15 protein-coding genes are annotated in these 17762 nt (G+C 35.1%); 7 read left to right on the forward strand and 8 right to left on the reverse strand.

Going from position 1 to position 17762, the window contains the following annotated elements; all coding sequences use genetic code 11:
• Positions 1–11 precede the first annotated feature (11 nt).
• Positions 12–2060, forward strand: a complete 2049-nt coding sequence (locus I5M07_RS12260; protein WP_200106738.1) for a M16 family metallopeptidase — start codon at positions 12–14, stop codon at positions 2058–2060.
• A gap of 61 nt (positions 2061–2121) precedes the next feature.
• Here the strand turns inward: I5M07_RS12260 and I5M07_RS12265 are convergent, their stop codons facing one another.
• The 5 genes from I5M07_RS12265 to mutY all read right to left on the reverse strand — a co-directional run bounded on the left by I5M07_RS12265 (position 2122) and on the right by mutY (position 6477).
• Entirely contained in the window at positions 2122–2988 is an 867-nt protein-coding gene (locus I5M07_RS12265; protein WP_200106739.1) for a DMT family transporter, read from the reverse strand.
• 80 nt (positions 2989–3068) lie between these two features.
• Complete coding sequence (gene gldD / locus I5M07_RS12270) at positions 3069–3638, reverse strand: gliding motility lipoprotein GldD (protein WP_200106740.1); 570 nt, start codon at positions 3636–3638, stop codon at positions 3069–3071.
• On the reverse strand, positions 3638–4933 hold the full coding sequence (locus I5M07_RS12275) for a gliding motility-associated protein GldE (RefSeq protein ID WP_200106741.1): 1296 nt from the start codon (positions 4931–4933) through the stop codon (positions 3638–3640). Before I5M07_RS12275 ends, gldD begins: the two co-directional genes overlap by 1 nt.
• 22 nt (positions 4934–4955) lie before the next feature.
• Entirely contained in the window at positions 4956–5396 is a 441-nt protein-coding gene (locus tag I5M07_RS12280) for a single-stranded DNA-binding protein (protein WP_200106849.1), read from the reverse strand.
• 46 nt (positions 5397–5442) lie between these two features.
• Entirely contained in the window at positions 5443–6477 is a 1035-nt protein-coding gene (gene mutY, locus I5M07_RS12285; RefSeq protein WP_200106742.1) for an A/G-specific adenine glycosylase, read from the reverse strand.
• 132 nt (positions 6478–6609) lie between these two features.
• On the opposite strand from mutY, the gene I5M07_RS12290 reads away from it, so the two are divergent.
• Positions 6610–6900, forward strand: a complete 291-nt coding sequence (locus I5M07_RS12290) for an HU family DNA-binding protein (protein ID WP_200106743.1) — start codon at positions 6610–6612, stop codon at positions 6898–6900.
• Positions 6901–7305: 405 nt separating this feature from the next.
• Entirely contained in the window at positions 7306–8850 is a 1545-nt protein-coding gene (locus tag I5M07_RS12295) for an Rne/Rng family ribonuclease (protein WP_200106744.1), read from the forward strand.
• A 70-nt stretch (positions 8851–8920) separates the two neighbouring features.
• Here the strand turns inward: I5M07_RS12295 and I5M07_RS12300 are convergent, their stop codons facing one another.
• Positions 8921–9364 carry a nucleoside deaminase gene (locus I5M07_RS12300; RefSeq protein ID WP_200106745.1) on the reverse strand — a complete coding sequence of 148 codons (444 nt, stop codon included), beginning with the start codon at positions 9362–9364 and terminating at the stop codon, positions 8921–8923.
• Between the two features lie 59 nt (positions 9365–9423).
• Here I5M07_RS12300 and I5M07_RS12305 point away from each other — a divergent pair, with 59 nt between their 5' ends.
• Genes I5M07_RS12305 through I5M07_RS12315 form a run of 3 tightly spaced genes read left to right on the forward strand, consistent with a single transcriptional unit; the run spans position 9424 to position 13272 of the window.
• Positions 9424–10368, forward strand: a complete 945-nt coding sequence (locus I5M07_RS12305; protein WP_200106746.1) for an energy transducer TonB — start codon at positions 9424–9426, stop codon at positions 10366–10368.
• 59 nt (positions 10369–10427) lie between these two features.
• Complete coding sequence (locus I5M07_RS12310; RefSeq protein ID WP_200106747.1) at positions 10428–12206, forward strand: 1-deoxy-D-xylulose-5-phosphate synthase; 1779 nt, start codon at positions 10428–10430, stop codon at positions 12204–12206.
• Positions 12207–12240: 34 nt separating this feature from the next.
• Complete coding sequence (locus I5M07_RS12315; RefSeq protein ID WP_200106748.1) at positions 12241–13272, forward strand: DUF3078 domain-containing protein; 1032 nt, start codon at positions 12241–12243, stop codon at positions 13270–13272.
• 2 nt (positions 13273–13274) lie between these two features.
• On the opposite strand, the gene I5M07_RS12320 is transcribed toward I5M07_RS12315, so the two are convergent.
• Both I5M07_RS12320 and I5M07_RS12325 read right to left on the reverse strand, forming a co-directional pair.
• Positions 13275–14621 carry a deoxyguanosinetriphosphate triphosphohydrolase gene (locus I5M07_RS12320; RefSeq protein ID WP_200106749.1) on the reverse strand — a complete coding sequence of 449 codons (1347 nt, stop codon included), beginning with the start codon at positions 14619–14621 and terminating at the stop codon, positions 13275–13277.
• A 129-nt stretch (positions 14622–14750) separates the two neighbouring features.
• Positions 14751–15212 (reverse strand): Lrp/AsnC family transcriptional regulator, encoded by a 462-nt coding sequence (locus I5M07_RS12325; RefSeq protein WP_200106750.1) that lies wholly within the window; start codon positions 15210–15212, stop codon positions 14751–14753.
• A 154-nt stretch (positions 15213–15366) separates the two neighbouring features.
• Here I5M07_RS12325 and metE point away from each other — a divergent pair, with 154 nt between their 5' ends.
• On the forward strand, positions 15367–17688 hold the full coding sequence (gene metE, locus I5M07_RS12330) for a 5-methyltetrahydropteroyltriglutamate--homocysteine S-methyltransferase (RefSeq protein ID WP_200106751.1): 2322 nt from the start codon (positions 15367–15369) through the stop codon (positions 17686–17688).
• The last annotated feature ends 74 nt before the right edge of the window (positions 17689–17762 follow it).

A 17762-nucleotide genomic window follows, 5' to 3' on the forward strand; every position in this document is an offset into this window, starting at 1 on the left:
TCTTAAGCAAAATGAAAAAAATAACACTCGTAATTTTAGCATTGACTTTCACCGGAATGATACAAGCACAAGATAGGCTCCAACCAAAACCAGGACCAGCACCAAAAGTAAATATTAAAAAACCGCAAAGTTTCACTTTGAACAACGGACTAAAAGTCTTGGTTGTAGAAAACCATAAACTACCTAGAGTCACCTTCAATCTAACCATTGACAACCCTCCTTTTGTAGAAGGATCGAAAAAGGGCGTTGACGAACTCACTAGTGCTATGATGGGAAATGGCACCACCCAAACCACCAAAGAAGCTTTTAACGAAGAAATCGATTTTTTAGGTGCTAATATTAATTTTAGTTCACAAGGAGCTTATGCCAATGCACTATCGAAGTACAGCAAAAGAGTACTGGAATTGCTTGCCGAAGGTTGTTTGCAACCGCAATTTACAACGGAAGAATTTGACAAAGAGAAAAACAAAATCATAGAAAGTTTAAAAGCCGATGAAAAAAGCGTTCCGGCAATTTCCAACAGAGTAGTTGATGCACTGGCTTATGGAACACAACATCCGTATGGCGAATTTATCACCGAAAACACTTTACAAAATGTAACCTTACAAGATGTACAAAACAATTACAAAACTTATTTTTCGCCCGAAAATGCGTATTTGATTATTGTCGGAGATGTTACTTACAGTAAAATAAAACCAACTGTTGAGCAACTTTTTGGTTCTTGGCAAAAAAACACCTTGCCGGTACAAAATTATGCCAAACCAGCAAACGTCTCGCAATTGGAAATTGATTTAATTGATGTTCCAAACGCCGTACAATCGGAAATTGCCTTGGTGAATACCGTGAATTTAAAAATGAACGATGCCGACTTTTTTCCGGTAGTGATTGCAAATCAAATTTTAGGTGGCGATTTTCAAAGTTATTTGAACATGAATTTAAGAGAAGCTCACGCCTGGACTTATGGCGCGAATTCCTCAATAGGCAGCAGTAAATACGCCTCAAAATTCATTGCCAAATCTGCGGTTAGAAATGCGGTAACCGATAGCGCAGTAGTAGAATTTCTTAAAGAAATCAAGAAAATAAGAAGTGAAAAAGTAGACGAAACGACACTTAAAAATGTAAAAGCCGGCTACATTGGTCGTTTTGTAATGCAAGTTGAAAAACCTCAAACTGTTGCGCGATACGCTTTGAATATTGAGACCGAAAATCTTCCTGCCGACTTTTACGAAAAATACATTCAAACCATTAACGCAGTAACTTCGGATGACATTTTACGAGTTGCCAACAAATATTTCTTGGCAGACAACATGCGCATCATCATCACCGGGAAAGCTTCGGAGATAAGTTCGGGATTAGAAAAACTAAATATTCCGATTAAGTATTATGATAAATTTGCAAATCCAACTGAAAAAAAGGCAGCCACCAAAGAAGTTCCAGCGGGTGTAACCGCAAAAAGCGTTTTCGAAAAATACATTCAAAGTATTGGTGGCGAAAAAAACCTATCTAAAATCAAAACCATTGCCATGTTTGGCTCTTCTACCATTCCGCAAGCGCCTTCTCCTTTATCGTTTACCTCAAAAATTGATGTAAGTGGCAAATCGATGGTTGAACTAAACATGAACGGCATGAGCATCATGAAACAAGTAGTTAATGATAAAGAAGCCTATGTGGTTCAACAAGGACAACGCAACAATTTTGAAGGAGCTATTTTAAAAGAAATGCAAAACAACGCAAAACCTTTTGAAGAATTAGAATTAGCCAAACGAAACGACTTAAAAGTGGACCGAATAGAAACCATTAATAATGCTGATGCATACGTTATTTCTAATGACAAATCAACTTATTATTATAATGTGGCAACTGGTTTAAAAGTTGCCGAAACCAAACGCATCAAACAAGGCGATAAAGAAGTTCCCGTTACTACCAATTTTGCCGATTACAAAGAAGTAAATGGAATCAAATTACCTTTTAATATTATTCAAAATGTAGGTTTTGAATTGAATATAAAAATGAAAGAAGTAAAAATAAATGAAGATGTAGCAGCTGCTGACTTTAAATAAAAACATCTAAAAATCACTAAAAAGGCTGTCTTCGGGCAGCTTTTTTTATGCCTTAAATAAATCATTTTTTAGCGGATAAATAAACGCCAATTAAAACTCCAAAAGCACCAATTAACTGAAAAGGCGACAACAATTCGCCATCTAAAAAGCCCCACAAACAAGCCACAATCGGAATAAGATAGGTTACCGAAGTAGCAAAAACCGGTGAGGATATCTGAATTAATTTAAAAAAAACCACATTGGCAATACCAGTACCCATCACACCTAAAATCAAGATAAACCACAAGGATTCTTGCACTTTTTGTATTTGCACTACTTCTGCAAAACCAGTTCCGAATAAAATTATCAAAGCTGGAAATAACAAAATAACAAAATTACCCGTGGTTATACTAAGTGAATTCAAATCAGACAAATACTTTTTAATTAAATTCACGTTTAAGGCATAACAAAAACAAGCAATTAAAATCAGAATCACATAGTAGTAATTTTGATTAGGATGATTGGCCGCACCACTAAAAACAATCAAACTACTACCCAATAAGCCAATAAAAACACCTAAAACTTGACGGCGTTTCACTAAAATCCCAAAAGCTAAAACACCAATTAACAACGTAATTAAAGGTGTTAGCGAATTTAAAATTCCGGTAGTAGAACTATCTATTTGCGTTTCGGCTATGGCAAAAAGATAAGCAGGCAAAAAAGTCCCGAATAAAGAGGTCATGGCAATATATTTCCATTGTTTTTTCGGGATTTTAAGTAGACTTTTAAAACCGATTAGTAGCAAAAACAAAGCGGCAAAAATAATTCGAAGTGAACCCAATTGAAAAGCTGTTAAACCAATTAAGCCTTTTTTTATCAAAATAAATGAGCTACCCCAAATTAAGGAAAGCACAAAAAGGTAAAGCCATTTTAATTGTTTCGCATCCATGTTTTGCAATTAAAGAAAAAAAAGATTTTGAAAATGTAACGATTAGAAATAACCAAAATACACTTTTAAAAAAGCAATCGTTATTTCCATTGCATGGTTTCCATCAAACGTTTCATGTCGTTTTGCAAATAACTTGCTGCTGGCATGATCGAGTCGAAATTGGGTTTAGCATAAAAATAAACCGAACCAGTAATAAAATGTCGGGTACTATCGGTTAGATAAAACTGTGAATTCGTCGCTGCGTTGCCATCTACTTGATAAAACATTCCGTAGACTTTTTTATCAGCATTAACGAAAGGTTGCTCCAAAATATCATCGGCTTTAATAACATGTTCGTAAGTTAGTTTTTGAGCATCACGCAATAATTTATCAATATCGCCCGAAACCGGTTTATAGGTTAAATAAATGGTCGCTTTCATTTTAGGATAGTTAATAGCAAAACCACAATCTTTTTCACCTTTAATAATGGCATTGGCATTCATTTCAAAAGAAAAAGGGCAATTGTTTTGAAAAGCTGCATATTTTGCTTCGGGGTAATCCAAACGCAGATAACTCGCAGGTTTTGGCAAAACATCATCTTTACAGGAAGAAATCGACAACAAAAGCAACACTACCATTACCACAAAAAGTCCATTTTTACTCGCTTTCATTACTCAATTGTTACTTTAATTTGTTTAACTCTTTTTTTATCGACAGTTTCGATGGTGAACATACAATTTTCGAATGCTATTTTTTGTCCTTTTTTTGGAAAATTTCCTACAATTTCTAAAATAAATCCGGCCAATGTTTCGGCTTCTCCTTTTTTTAGTTCAAAAACTTCTTCCTCCACATCTACTATTCGGTAAAAATCCTTCAAATTTATCTTTCCTTCAAACAAGAAATTTTTATCATCTATTTGCGAAAAATTGATATTTTCATCATCAAATTCATCGCTAATATCACCTACAATTTCTTCGATTACATCTTCTAAAGAAACCAAGCCAGAAGTGCCACCGTACTCGTCAACCACGATGGCCAAATGGCTTTTCAAACTCTGAAAATCTTTGAGCAAATTGTCTAATTTTTTATTTTCCGGAACAAAAAAAGGGGCTCGCAATAAGGTTTGCCATTCAAAATTTTCAGAATCGATATGAGGTAATAAGTCTTTAACAAACAAAACGCCTTCAATTTGATCGATAGTATCTTTATAAACCGGAATTCGAGAATAGCCTTTTTCAATAATTTTAGGATAAATTTCGCTAAATGTTTCTTCGATATCCAAGGCAAAAATATCAATACGCGGACTCATAACTTGTTTGGTATCGGTATTTCCGAAAGAGACAATTCCCTCTAAAATTTTTTGCTCTTCGGTTGAAGTATCGTCAGAATCAGTTAATTCAAGGGCTTGCGAAAGCTGATCTACCGAAAAGTTGCTTTTTTGTTTACCCAATTTATTGTGCAAAAATAGTGTAGTGGAACGCATGGGTAAACTTATAGGAGAAAGAATTTTATCTAAAAAAGCAATTGGATAAGCTACTTGTTTGGCAAACTTTAAATTGTTACGACTCGCATACACTTTAGGCAAAACTTCGCCAAATAATAAAATTAAAAAAGTAACCAAAATTACTTCTAAAATAAATTTTAAAACAGCCGATTCTACTCCGCCAAAAATAGATTTCCCGACAAAGGAAAATAAAATCACTACCGCAATATTGATGAAATTATTAGCAACTAAAAGCGTTGCGAGGAGTTTTTTGGGTTTTTCTAATAATGAGGCGATGATTTCTCCTTTAGCATCATTTTCTTGGAGTGCATCGTCAATATCTTTTTGAGAAAGGGAAAAAAGAGCAACTTCGGCTCCCGAAACTAAGGCCGAAAAAAATAGTAAAACCATTATTCCGACAAAACCAATTATCATATTGGCATCTACAACAATTGCAGTGTATAAACTGGGCTCTGGGTCCAAATTAATTCAAATTAGTTAAACATTAAAACGGTAAGTCGTTAATAGGCAAACCATTATTAGAATCGTCAAAGTTAGTGTTTTTTGGCGATTCGGAATTCAAATTTTGCTTATTTGCTTCGTTCTCTTTTTTAGTAGACAAAAAGGTAAACTCGGTAACCTGAATTTCGACCGTATGGCGCATTTGTCCATCATCACCTTGCCATTGTCTTGATTTGATGCGGCCTTCTACATAAATTTTATCACCTTTGGATAAGTATTTTTCGCAAATTTCGGCGGCTTTATTGCGTACAACCAAATTATGCCATTCGGTAGAAGTGATTTTTTCGTTGGTCGATTTGTTGATATACACTTCGTTGGTAGCCAATTGAAAACGCCCAATACAGTTTCCTCCTTCAAAATAATGCATTTTTACATCATCTCCTAAATGGCCAATTAACATTACTTTATTTAAGGTTCCGCTCATGAAAATATGGTATTTCTCCAAAGATACATTTTTTTAAAAAACAATATTAAAGCGATTCTAAAAAATTATGTATCACAATCGGAAAAGGAAAAAGTTTCGCCTCTTGCAGTGAAATCCCCGACTCTAAAACACCTTTTATACGCACTTTCCAAAACTTAATATTTAAATGTTGGTGCGATAATTTATGCACAATGGCTTTACAATTCAATTCTTCAATACCAATAGGAATATATGGCTGAAAAAAGCCTACTTCAATAACCGATGATATATAATCGAAATCTTTCTCTTCACTAGTTTCCAAAAGCGGAAATTCATATAAATTCTGCCAAATTCCTTTTCGAGTTCGTTGCTGCAAGAGTGTTTTTCCTTGCTCATCTTGAACAATAAAATAATTAAAAAAACGGTTGGTAACTTTGGTTTTTTTCAACTTTACAGGTAGCTGAGCAACTTTATTCATTTTTAAAGCCAAACAACTTTCGTTAAAAACACAACTAGCACAATCTGGATTTTTAGGCACACATTGCAAAGCGCCAAACTCCATAATAGCCTGATTAAATTGTGCAGGATTATTTTTGGGCATTAATTCGAAAGCCAAGTTATAAAATTCGGTTTTAGTCGCCGGCAAAGCAATATCCGATTCCATATTAAAATAACGCGCTAGCACTCGAAATACATTTCCATCTACAACCGGAACAGCTTCGTTATACGAAAAAGAAGCTATTGCCGCCGCAGTATATTGCCCAACTCCTTTTAGCTGCAACAACTCTTTATAGGTCTGCGGAAAAACACCGTTTAATTCAGATGCAATATATTGTGCAGTTTGATGCAAATTTCGAGCCCGAGAATAATACCCTAAGCCTTGCCACAATTTAAGGACTTTCTCTTCATCAGCATTAGCCAAATCGAACACCGTAGGAAAAGCTTTTATAAAAGAAAAAAAATAAGGCAATCCTTGCGCTACACGTGTTTGTTGCAGCATGATTTCGGAGAGCCAAATGGGATAAGGATTGCGCGTATTGCGCCAAGGCAAATCGCGCTTGTTTTGTAAATACCACGAAATTAGTAACTTAGAAAAATTCATTATAAATTATTAGACAACAAAAGTAAAAGTTTATGTAATTAAAATTTAACGATTTAGCTTGATTTATTCTTTTTTTAATTCCTATATTTGCAAACTCAAAAAAATAGTACACCAATATAAATACGAAAGAAAATGACGAAAGCAGATATCGTAGCGAAAATTTCAGAAAAATTAGGTCTTGAAAAAGGAGATGTTCAAGCAACAGTGGAAACATTTATGGAAGAAGTAAAATCTTCTTTAGAAACTGGAGACAATGTTTATTTAAGAGGTTTCGGAAGTTTCATCGTAAAAACTAGAGCTGAAAAAACAGGTAGAAACATTTCTAAAAACACTACTATTAAAATTCCAGCGCACAACATTCCTGCTTTTAAACCTGCAAAAGTGTTTGTAGAAGGAGTAAAAACAAATAACGAAGCAAAATAACACTATTAATTAATCATAAAATCGATAAGATATGCCAAGTGGTAAAAAAAGAAAGAGACATAAGGTAGCTACTCACAAAAGAAAAAAAAGAGCGAGAGCTAACCGTCACAAAAAGAAAAAGTAGTTTATAACTACTTTTTTCTTTTTAAACGTTCATTGAAATTGAAAAAAGAAGAAAGAGAAAAGAGAATAGAAAAAAGACGCATAAAAGTCTATCAACTGTACTCTTTTTAATTAATCTTATTTTCTCCGGGTTCAATACCTGTTAAAAATATTGTTTAATCCATCTGTAGATAAGATTTTAGATTTTAGTACCGATAATTATCGGGATCGATTTTAGATTTTTACATCTATTTTCTTTCATCTATTTTCTATTTTCTGAAAAAACAGATAAAAATTTACAGTGTGAATAAAGAATTAATCATTCGATCTAGTTCTGAAGCCGTAGATTTTGCCTTATTAAAAGATGGAAAACTAATTGAATTACATAAAGAAGAAGAAAAAAGCAACTTTCAGGTTGGTGATATTTTTATTGCCAAAATAAGAAAACCCGTTGCTGGACTTAATGCTGCTTTTGTAAATGTTGGCTTTGAAAAAGATGCCTTTTTACATTATCACGATTTAGGACCTAACTTAGCTTCTCAATTGAAATTCATAAAACTTGTAAGCGCAGGTAAATTAAAAGATTTCTCCCTAAAAAACTTTCAGTTTGAAAAAGAGATTGACAAAGATGGCATCATTACTGATATTTTAAGTGCCAATCAATCTGTTTTAGTCCAAGTAGTTAAAGAACCAATATCAACAAAAGGCCCAAGAATTAGCGCTGAGCTCTCTTTGGCAGGACGTTTTATTGTGTTGGTCCCTTTTTCGGATCGTGTTTCTATTTCACAAAAAATAGAAGACAAAAAAGAAAAAGACCGTCTAAAAAAACTTGTACTATCTATCAAACCAAAAGGATTTGGTGTTATTGTTCGTACAGTAGCCGAAGGCAAAAATACAGCCGAATTAGAAAAAGATTTGCAGAACCTGCTAGGCAGATGGACTGCAATGTGTAAAAAATTACCAACTGCTCATCATCCATCAAAAGTATTAGGAGAGCTTAACCGAGCTTCTTCGATTTTACGAGATGTATTTAATGATACCTTTAGCGGTATTCAAATAGATGATGAAGAGTTGTTTCACCAAACGAAAGAATATTTGCAAGAAATTGCGCCTTCAAAACAATCTATTGTAAAGTTTTATCAATCAAACGACACTCCTATTTTTGAGAAATACAACATAGAGAGACAAATCAAAACTTCATTTGGACGTACCGTATCCATGAGCAAAGGTGCTTATTTGATAATCGAACACACCGAAGCCTTGCACGTAATCGACGTAAACAGTGGTAACCGATCAAACAAAGCCACCAATCAAGAAGATACTGCATTAGAAGTAAACATGATTGCAGCAGCAGAAATTGCCCGCCAATTGCGTTTGCGAGATATGGGCGGAATTATAGTAGTTGATTTTATCGATATGTCTAATCCCGACAACAGGAAAGTATTGTTCGACTTCTTGCGAGAAGAAATGAGCGACGATAAAGCCAAGCATAAAATCTTGCCGCCTAGTAAATTTGGATTGGTTCAAATTACCAGACAGCGCGTAAGACCAGAAGTTAACATCAAAACCAGAGAAGAAAATCCCGATAGTGTGAATGGCGAAATTGAAGCGCCTATTTTAATCATCGACCGAATCACCTCTGATTTAGAACGAATTTTAAAAACCCACAAAAAAGTGGTGCTTAACGCCCACCCCTTTGTGGCTGCATACCTCAGTAAAGGTTTTCCATCCTTACGCTCAAAATGGTTTTTTGAGTATAAGAAATGGGTGAAAATCATACCTCGTGACGCTTACACGTATTTAGAATATCATTTCTACGACAACCAAGGAAATGTTATCAAAGAATAAAACCTGAATTCATTCAGAATAAAAAACCGCCAATCTTTTTGATATGGCGGTTTTTTTATGTTCAAAAATGTCACTTTCTTCTGGAAACAAAAAAACGTTTCATCAAATCAGCCGATTCCTCAGCCATAACTCCCGAAACCAAAGTCGTTTTAGGATGCAATTTACCTCCCATGGTCATAAATCCCCTATTTTCATCACGAGCACCAAACACCACTTTCGAAATCTGACTCCAATACAAAGCACCAGCGCACATTTGACAAGGCTCTAACGTCACATACAACGTACAGTCTTTTAAATATTTACTTCCTAAATAATTTGCGGCAGCCGTAATAGATTGCATTTCGGCATGAGCCGTTACATCATGCAGCATTTCGGTAGCATTATGACCTCGCGCGATAATTTTATCAGCTACTACAATAACAGCTCCCACAGGAATTTCGCCTTTTTCAAAAGCAAGTTCGGCCTCTTGCAAGGCGCGTTTCATAAAATAGTCGTCGTTGAAAGGGTTTTCCATAATTGCAAAAATAAGATTTTAAAGCAATTTTTATTATATTTAAATATTGATATTCAAAAATGGAAAGAAAGTATAAAATAACAATTCCAGAGCCTTGTTCGGAAAACTGGGACAAAATGATCCCAAACGAAAATGGTCGTTTTTGCATGAACTGCTCTAAAACGGTTATTGATTTTACTTCAAAAGTTCCAGAGGAAATTCAACAATTTTTTATCAAAAACAAAAGTAAAAACATTTGCGGAAGGTTTAAAAAATCTCAATTAGACACAATAATAATTAAAATTCCGAATCAAGTTTTATACTCCCAAAACCAATATCATAAAATATTTTCATTAGCATTATTCATTTCCATGGGCACTACTTTGTTCAGTTGCCAAGACAAAAACGGAAATAAACAAAAAATAGACAAAATAGAAGTAATTGATGATGCTTCTTCAATTAGTAAAACTTACATTGGTAAGACAATGCTCAACCCTAACGACACCGTTCGAATCCCTCCCCCTCCGCTGCCAAAAGTAAATCAGATTAAATTCGTTAAACCACATATTCAGTCAAATTTCAAAAAACCGACAACAACTAATTGCGAACAAATTGCGAAACAAAACACTGTAACCGATGACATTATTTACAATGGAGGTATTGGATTTGAAACAACTCCTGAATTTGATGGAGGTATTGAGCAATTTTATACCTATTTCACGAATGAATTTATAACTCCAGAAAATATTGACACCAAAAAGACTAAAATTATTATTTCTTTTATAGTTGAAAAAGATGGTTCATTAACATATGTAAAGCCAAGTGTAAATATTTCCCGAAATTTAGAACAAGAAGTAATTCGAGTTTTACAATTATCACCCAAATGGCATCCTGGTCAACAAAATGGTAAAAAAACCAAAACCAGATATACTTTAGTACTAACAATTCAAAAACATAGTCTTAGTACAGCAAGTCATAAACAAAATCCATCTACAATAACTAACATACAGATTGAAAAATTTTGATAGCATAATCAGATAAAGTAATTTAAATTTAAAACCGTAAATTCGCTTTTTACATTACAATGAAAAGCAATATACTTTCAACAATACAAAATCCAACCGATTTACGCCTACTAGACGAGTCGCAATTACCGCAACTCGCTCAAGAATTACGCGATTTTATTATCGGAATTGTTTCGGTAAAGGAAGGACATCTGGGTGCCAGTTTAGGTGTTATCGAATTGACCATTGCCTTGCATTATGTTTTCAACACACCCGATGATTTGTTAATTTGGGATGTAGGGCACCAAGCTTACGGCCATAAAATTTTAACCGAAAGAAAAGAAATTTTCAACACCAATCGTCAATTGGGTGGTATATCGGGTTTCCCTAAAAGAAGTGAAAGTCTTTATGATGCTTTTGGTGTAGGTCACTCCTCCACTTCTATTTCAGCCGCGTTGGGAATGGCGATAGCTTCTCATTTAAAAGGCGATTTTGAAAAACATCATATTGCGGTTATTGGCGATGCTTCTATCGCCTCTGGAATGGCTTTTGAAGGTTTAAACCATGCCGGTGTAACCGATGCCAACTTGTTAGTCATTTTAAACGACAACGCTATTGGCATAGATCCTAGCATAGGCGCTTTAAAAAACTACCTCACCCATGTGAAAGAAGGAAAAAATCCGAAACAAAATAACATTATTAAATCACTGAATTTTGATTATTCAGGACCAATTGACGGGAATGATATTTTTGCAGTAATTCGCGAATTAAAACGTTTACAACAAATAAAAGGACCCAAATTTCTTCACCTCATCACCACAAAAGGAAAAGGTCTTCAAAAAGCAGAAGAAAATCAAGTACAATATCATGCCCCTGGAAAATTTGATGCTTTAACGGGTGAACTTCATTTAAAATCGGAAGAAAATTTACCGCCGAAATACCAAGATGTTTTTGGTCTTACCCTACTCGATTTAGCTCGAAAAAACGAAAAAATTGTCGGAATTACACCTGCAATGCCAACCGGAAGTTCGTTAAAATTAATGATGGATGAAATTCCCGAACGTGCATTTGATGTCGGAATTGCCGAACAACATGCTGTAACCCTTGCAGCCGGCATGGCAACACAAGGCATGACGGTTTATTGCAACATTTACTCTACTTTTTTACAACGTGCTTACGATCAAATAATTCACGATGTGGCTCTTCAAAATTTGCCCGTTATTTTTTGTTTGGATCGCGCAGGTTTGGTCGGAGAAGATGGCGCCACACATCACGGCGTTTTTGATCTTGCCTATTTGCGATGCATTCCGAACCTGATGATTTACGCCCCCTTAAACGAAATTGAACTACAAAATATTCTTTATACGGCGCAATTGGGTTTAAATCAACCCATCGCTATTCGCTATCCAAGAGGTAGAGGGGAAATTATCGATTGGCAGAAAAATCACTTTTCGCATTATCAAAAAGTCAATATCGGAACGGCACACTTTCTACAAGAAGGTACTGAAATTGCTGTTTTATCCACCGGAACTATCGGCAACAATATCACCAAAGCTTTGAACTTGGTAGCAAATAAAAAAATAGCACATTATCATTTCCCGTTTGTAAAACCGCTAGACCAATCATTATTAAAAACCATTTTTGATTCATTCGAAAAAATTATTACTATAGAAGATGGCACAATAATTGGTGGATTTGGTTCGTCTATTACAGAAATGGCTGCTAAAGAACAATATCAAGGAAGTATTGAAATATTGGGCATTCCGGATGATTTTATTACCCAAGGTACTGTAACAGAGTTGCAACAAATTTGTAAGATTGACGTTAAAAGTTTAGAAAAACTTTTTTTAACCCTCTAGAAATAATTATTTTGCGAAACCAAAAACCATTTTAATGAATTTAGTACGTTCCACCATTATAATCTTTTTATTCGTCACGGCAGTTGCAAATGCGCAGGAAGTTTTAATTCGAACAAAATTGCCGCAGAATCCGACTGAACTTTTATCAACCAAAAACAAAATAAGCACACCTCAAGGACTGATTATTCAAACCCAACTAAAAGATACCATTTCGCATTGGTCTAAAAAGAACAAATTGGGATTTGATATTTCGGAAATAGCTTTTGTTAACTGGAGTGCCGGGGGAACCAGCTCGATTTCTGGACTTTTTAAAGGGGAATTTACACGAGTTTATGTAAATGGTAATCACAAATGGGCCAACGAACTTTTGCTTAAATACGGTTTAAACAAACAAGACGGTACCGAACTTCGAAAAACAGACGATGCACTTGTTTTAAATTCGACTTATGGTTACCGAAGTGATTCAACATCCAATTGGTTTTATTCTGGAAAATTCAATTTTAGCACGCAGTTTACCAATGGTTACAAATACCCAAACACGGATACACCTATTTCGAGACCTTTTGCGCCTGCTTACATTTTCTTAGGAGCAGGAGCGGAAAATGCCACGAAAGACCGTAATCGGGTGTTTTACTTTTCGCCCATTACGCTCAAAACTACTTTGGTTTTAGACCAATATTTAGCCAATCAAGGTTCTTTTGGGGTTAAAAAAGCCATCTACGACGAAGACGGCAATCTACTTACTCCAGGAGAACAAGTAAAAGCCGAATTTGGTATTTTGGCTACAGCGTTCTTGAAAAAAGAAATCTACAAAAACATGTTTTTCGAGAATCGATTGAATTTATATACCGATTATCTAAACAAATTTGGTAATATCGATGTTGATTTTGAAACCAAATTGGATTTAGTAGTAAACGAATATGTAAAAGCCAACGTTGGTGTTCACATGATTTACGACGATGACATTAAAACCAAAGACGAAGTCGATGGCGAACAAGTTATTAAAGGGCCCAAATTACAATTGCGTCAAGTTTTAGGCGTGGGCGTAGTATATGCTTTCCAATAGATTTAGGATTTTTTTCTACCTGTAATCGTTTCGAAAAGTTCAAGCGCATTTCCATCGGTTAGCAATGATACAAAATGACAAATATGCATCAGGCGTTCATATAATGTGCCTTTTTCGAGTTGGTGTTTCTCGGGCAACATTTTTAAAATTAATTGATCGTAATTGGTTGCTTTACCTTCGTATTTATTATTATTAGCTGTGATAAAGGTATCGAGCAACGTTTGAATAATCTGGTACCCCACAATTTCCTTTTCGACTACTTCGCGGCTTTGATAAATCTTGGAGACACTCAATTTAATAATATCGTCCATTTGCGCTTTGTATTTGCTTTTATCCATTAAAGCGAATGGAAAATTGCCTTTTAAAATAACCTCTTCGTTTTCGATAAAAACACGCACTGCATCGTTAATCAAACTACCAATAGCCAACGCACGCAAATAACTAATACGATCTTCTTTAGTGGTTAAGGTTTTGTATTTTGAAACACCAATATTGTCTTTTACTAATTTGATTAAATATTCCAAAGCATAGTCCTCCGAAACCAAACCTAAATTAATACCGTCTTCAAAATCGATAATGGTATAGCAAATATCATCGGCCGCTTCGACCAAATACGCCAAAGGATGTCGTTCAAAACCAATATCAGCACCCGATTTATTTGGAAGCAACCCCATATCCAGGGCTACTTTTTCAAAAAATGATTTATCCGACTGAAAAAAGCCATACTTTTTATCGGCTATGTTTGAAGTTGGTTTTTTCGGCAAACTTTCTTTTGGATATTTCATAAAGGCTCCCAAAGTAGCATACGAAATTCGCAATCCTCCTTCTATGCCGGGGCGGCTTCCCGTTAATACCGAAAAACCATTTGCATTTCCTTCAAAATCGATTAAATCTTGCCATTCTTTTGGTTGAAGTTGTTCTTTGTATTGTTTTCCTTTACCAATAGAAAAATATTCTCCAATAGCTTTTTCACCCGAATGTCCAAAAGGCGGATTTCCGATATCGTGTGCCAAAGAAGCAGCAGCCACAATAGCGCCAAAATCGTTCATGTGATAACCGTGCACTTCTTTTAAATACGGATATTTTTCAATGATTTTTTTTCCAACCAAACGACCTAACGAACGTCCAACTACCGAAACCTCTAAACTATGCGTTAAACGAGTATGCACAAAATCGGTTTTAGAAAGCGGAATAACTTGGGTTTTATCTTGCAAACTTCTAAAAGCGGCCGAAAAAATAATCCGATCGTAATCGACTTCAAACCCCAAACGCGTGTCATCTTGTTCAATTCGTAATCGTTTGTTTGTGTCGCCTTGACGTTTTAAAGACAATAGTTGTTCCCAGTTCATTGTAATTTTAGGTTTTTGATTGAAGATTTTTGATTTACTACGCCCTTTCGTTTTCGCGCGGTTTAGATTAAAAGAATCAAAAATACATTTATTTTAAGACTTTCTTTAGGAATTAAAACTCATTTGATTTCAAATCGCCAATGCTGTACTGTGTTTAATCTCGCCCATGACAAAAATACTCTGCGTATTTCCAATGTTTTCGATAGTAGATAATTTGTTCATTACAAAATCCTGATAACTTGCCATGTCTTCCACTAAAATTTTCAGCATAAAATCATAATCACCTGCAATGTTATAACACTCGATAATTTCCGGAAGTGCCACGATGTCTTTCACAAAATTGCTTCCTACATTTCGGGCGTGTTCTTTTAGTCGTACATTACAAAAAACGGTCATGCCAAGGTTTAGCTTTTTCTTATCTAATAATGCCACGTATTTCATAATATAACCATCTCGTTCCAATCTTTTGATGCGTTCGTAAACTGGCGTAGCAGTTAAAAACAACTTTTCTGCAAGCTCTTTTATGTTGATATTGGAGTTCTCTTGCAGCTTTTTTAAGATTTCTAAATCGATGTTGTCTAAATTTTCCATAGTGTTTTTTACTGTTAAAATTCTTTCGTAATGATTTTACAATACAAATTACTTCAAAATAACAATACAACAATTCATTTTACTAAAATAATATCATTTTTTTAGCACAACTTACTAACAGAGTAACTTTGTACCGTAAAAAATATCAGAAAAAATGAAAACAAATAATTTAGGTTACCCAAGAATTGGAAGCAACAGAGAGCTAAAAAAAGCGAGCGAATTATATTGGGCTGGAAAAATTTCGGCCGAAGAGCTTTTGGAAGTTGGTAAAAACATTCGAGCAACTAACTGGCAATTACAAGCGCAATCAGGAATCGATTTAATTCCTTCTAATGATTTTTCGTTCTACGATCAAGTCTTGGATTTGACTTTGACTTTAGGAGCAATTCCAAAACGGTATAACGAAATTGCAAAATCTAATTCAAGTTTGGATTTGTATTTTGCTATGGCAAGAGGTTCGCAAAAAGACGGTCAAGACGTAGTGGCTATGGAAATGACCAAATGGTTTGATACCAACTACCATTACATCGTTCCTGAATTTACAAAAAATCAAAAATTTGAATTGTTTTCGACTAAAATAATCGACGAATTTGTAGAGTCCAAAAAATTAGGAATCAAAACAAAACCTGTACTTATCGGACCCGTTTCGTATTTATTATTGGGAAAAGAAAAAGAAGAGGGTTTCCATAGAATCGATTTGATCGAAAAAATAGTATCTGTTTATTTTGAAATTTTAAACGCATTACAAAAAGAAGGCGCCGAATATATTCAGATAGACGAGCCGTTTTTAGCATTGAACTTGACTGATAAAGAACGTAATGCGATTACTTATATTTACAACGAAATCAACAAAAATTTTCCTTCGTTAAAAATAATTTTAGCGAACTATTTTGACTGTTTTGGAGAAAATTTAGAAACCGTTTTGGCTTTACCAGTTGACACTTTGCATTTGGATTTGGTGCGTTGTTCTTCTCAATTGGATGATATTTTAGATTCTGGAAAACTGGCTAGCAACGTAAAACTTTCGCTTGGAGTTGTGGACGGAAGAAACATTTGGAAAAATGATTTCAAAAAATCGTTGTCTTTAATTGAAAAAGCCGTTAATGCTTTGGGAGAAAACCGAATTCTGATTGCTCCTTCTTGTTCTTTAATTCACTGCCCTTGCGATTTAGATTTAGAAACCAATGACAAAACATTAACGCCCGAAATCAAACAATGGCTGGCTTTTTCCAAACAAAAAACGAATGAAATAGTACTACTTCGGAATTTAGCTTCTGGAGAAATTACCGAAAATGACCAAATTCAGTACGAAGAAAATATTGTAGCTAATGAAAATCGTAAAACTTCAAAATTAATCCACAACGATAAAGTAAAAAGTCGTGTAGCAACTATTTCAAAAGGCGACGATCAAAGAAAAAGTCCTTTTGCTAACAGAAGAAAAAGCCAAATTGACGCTTTAAACCTCCCTTTGTTTCCAACCACAACTATTGGTTCATTTCCGCAAACAACTGAAGTGAGAAGTTGGAGAGCTAAATTCAAAAAAGGCGAATTGAGTCAACAACAATACGATAATTTATTGCAAAAAGAAACCGAAGAAACGATACGTTTTCAGGAAGAAACGGGCATCGATGTTTTGGTTCACGGTGAATTTGAACGCAACGATATGGTGGAATATTTCGGAGAACAATTGGACGGATTTACGTTTACCAAAAACGGTTGGGTTCAGAGTTATGGTAGCCGATGCGTGAAACCTCCCGTTATTTATGGCGATGTTTCGCGTCCCAATCCAATGACAGTTAGATGGGCTGAATTCGCCCAATCGTTGACGCCAAAATGGGTAAAAGGAATGTTGACAGGTCCTGTAACCATCTTGCAATGGTCATTCGTTCGTAACGATCAGCCGCGTTCTGAAACTTGCACGCAAATTGCTTTGGCGATTCGTGACGAAGTCGTCGATTTAGAAAAAGCGGGAATCAAAATCATTCAAATTGATGAACCTGCCATTCGTGAAGGATTACCGTTGCGTAAAGAAGAATGGGCTGACTATTTGGATTGGGCAATCAAAGCGTTTCGAAATGCTGCTTCGGGTGTAAAAGACGATACGCAGATTCACACGCACATGTGTTACAGCGAATTCAATGACATTATTCAAAATATCGCCGATATGGATGCTGATGTTATCACGATTGAATGTTCGCGTTCGCAAATGGAATTATTAGATGTTTTTGCCGATTTCAAATACCCGAATGAAATTGGGCCTGGTGTTTATGATATTCATTCGCCTCGAGTTCCGTCACGAAGTGAAATGGTTTATTTATTAGAAAAAGCCGCTGCTGTTGTTCCTGCCGATCAACTTTGGGTAAATCCGGATTGCGGTTTAAAAACCAGGCATTGGGAAGAAACCAAAAAAGCCTTGATCGAAATGGTGGCAGCCGCTCAAGAAATGCGAGTACAAGTTACTGAAACGGTTTCTTAAACCAAAACACACATGCCTGATGATGAAAAATTGTCAGGCTTTTTTTATCGCTTTAAAACCACATACAACAATCC

The sequence above is a fragment of the Flavobacterium agrisoli genome (assembly GCF_016522065.1).
GTDB lineage: Bacteria > Bacteroidota > Bacteroidia > Flavobacteriales > Flavobacteriaceae > Flavobacterium > Flavobacterium agrisoli.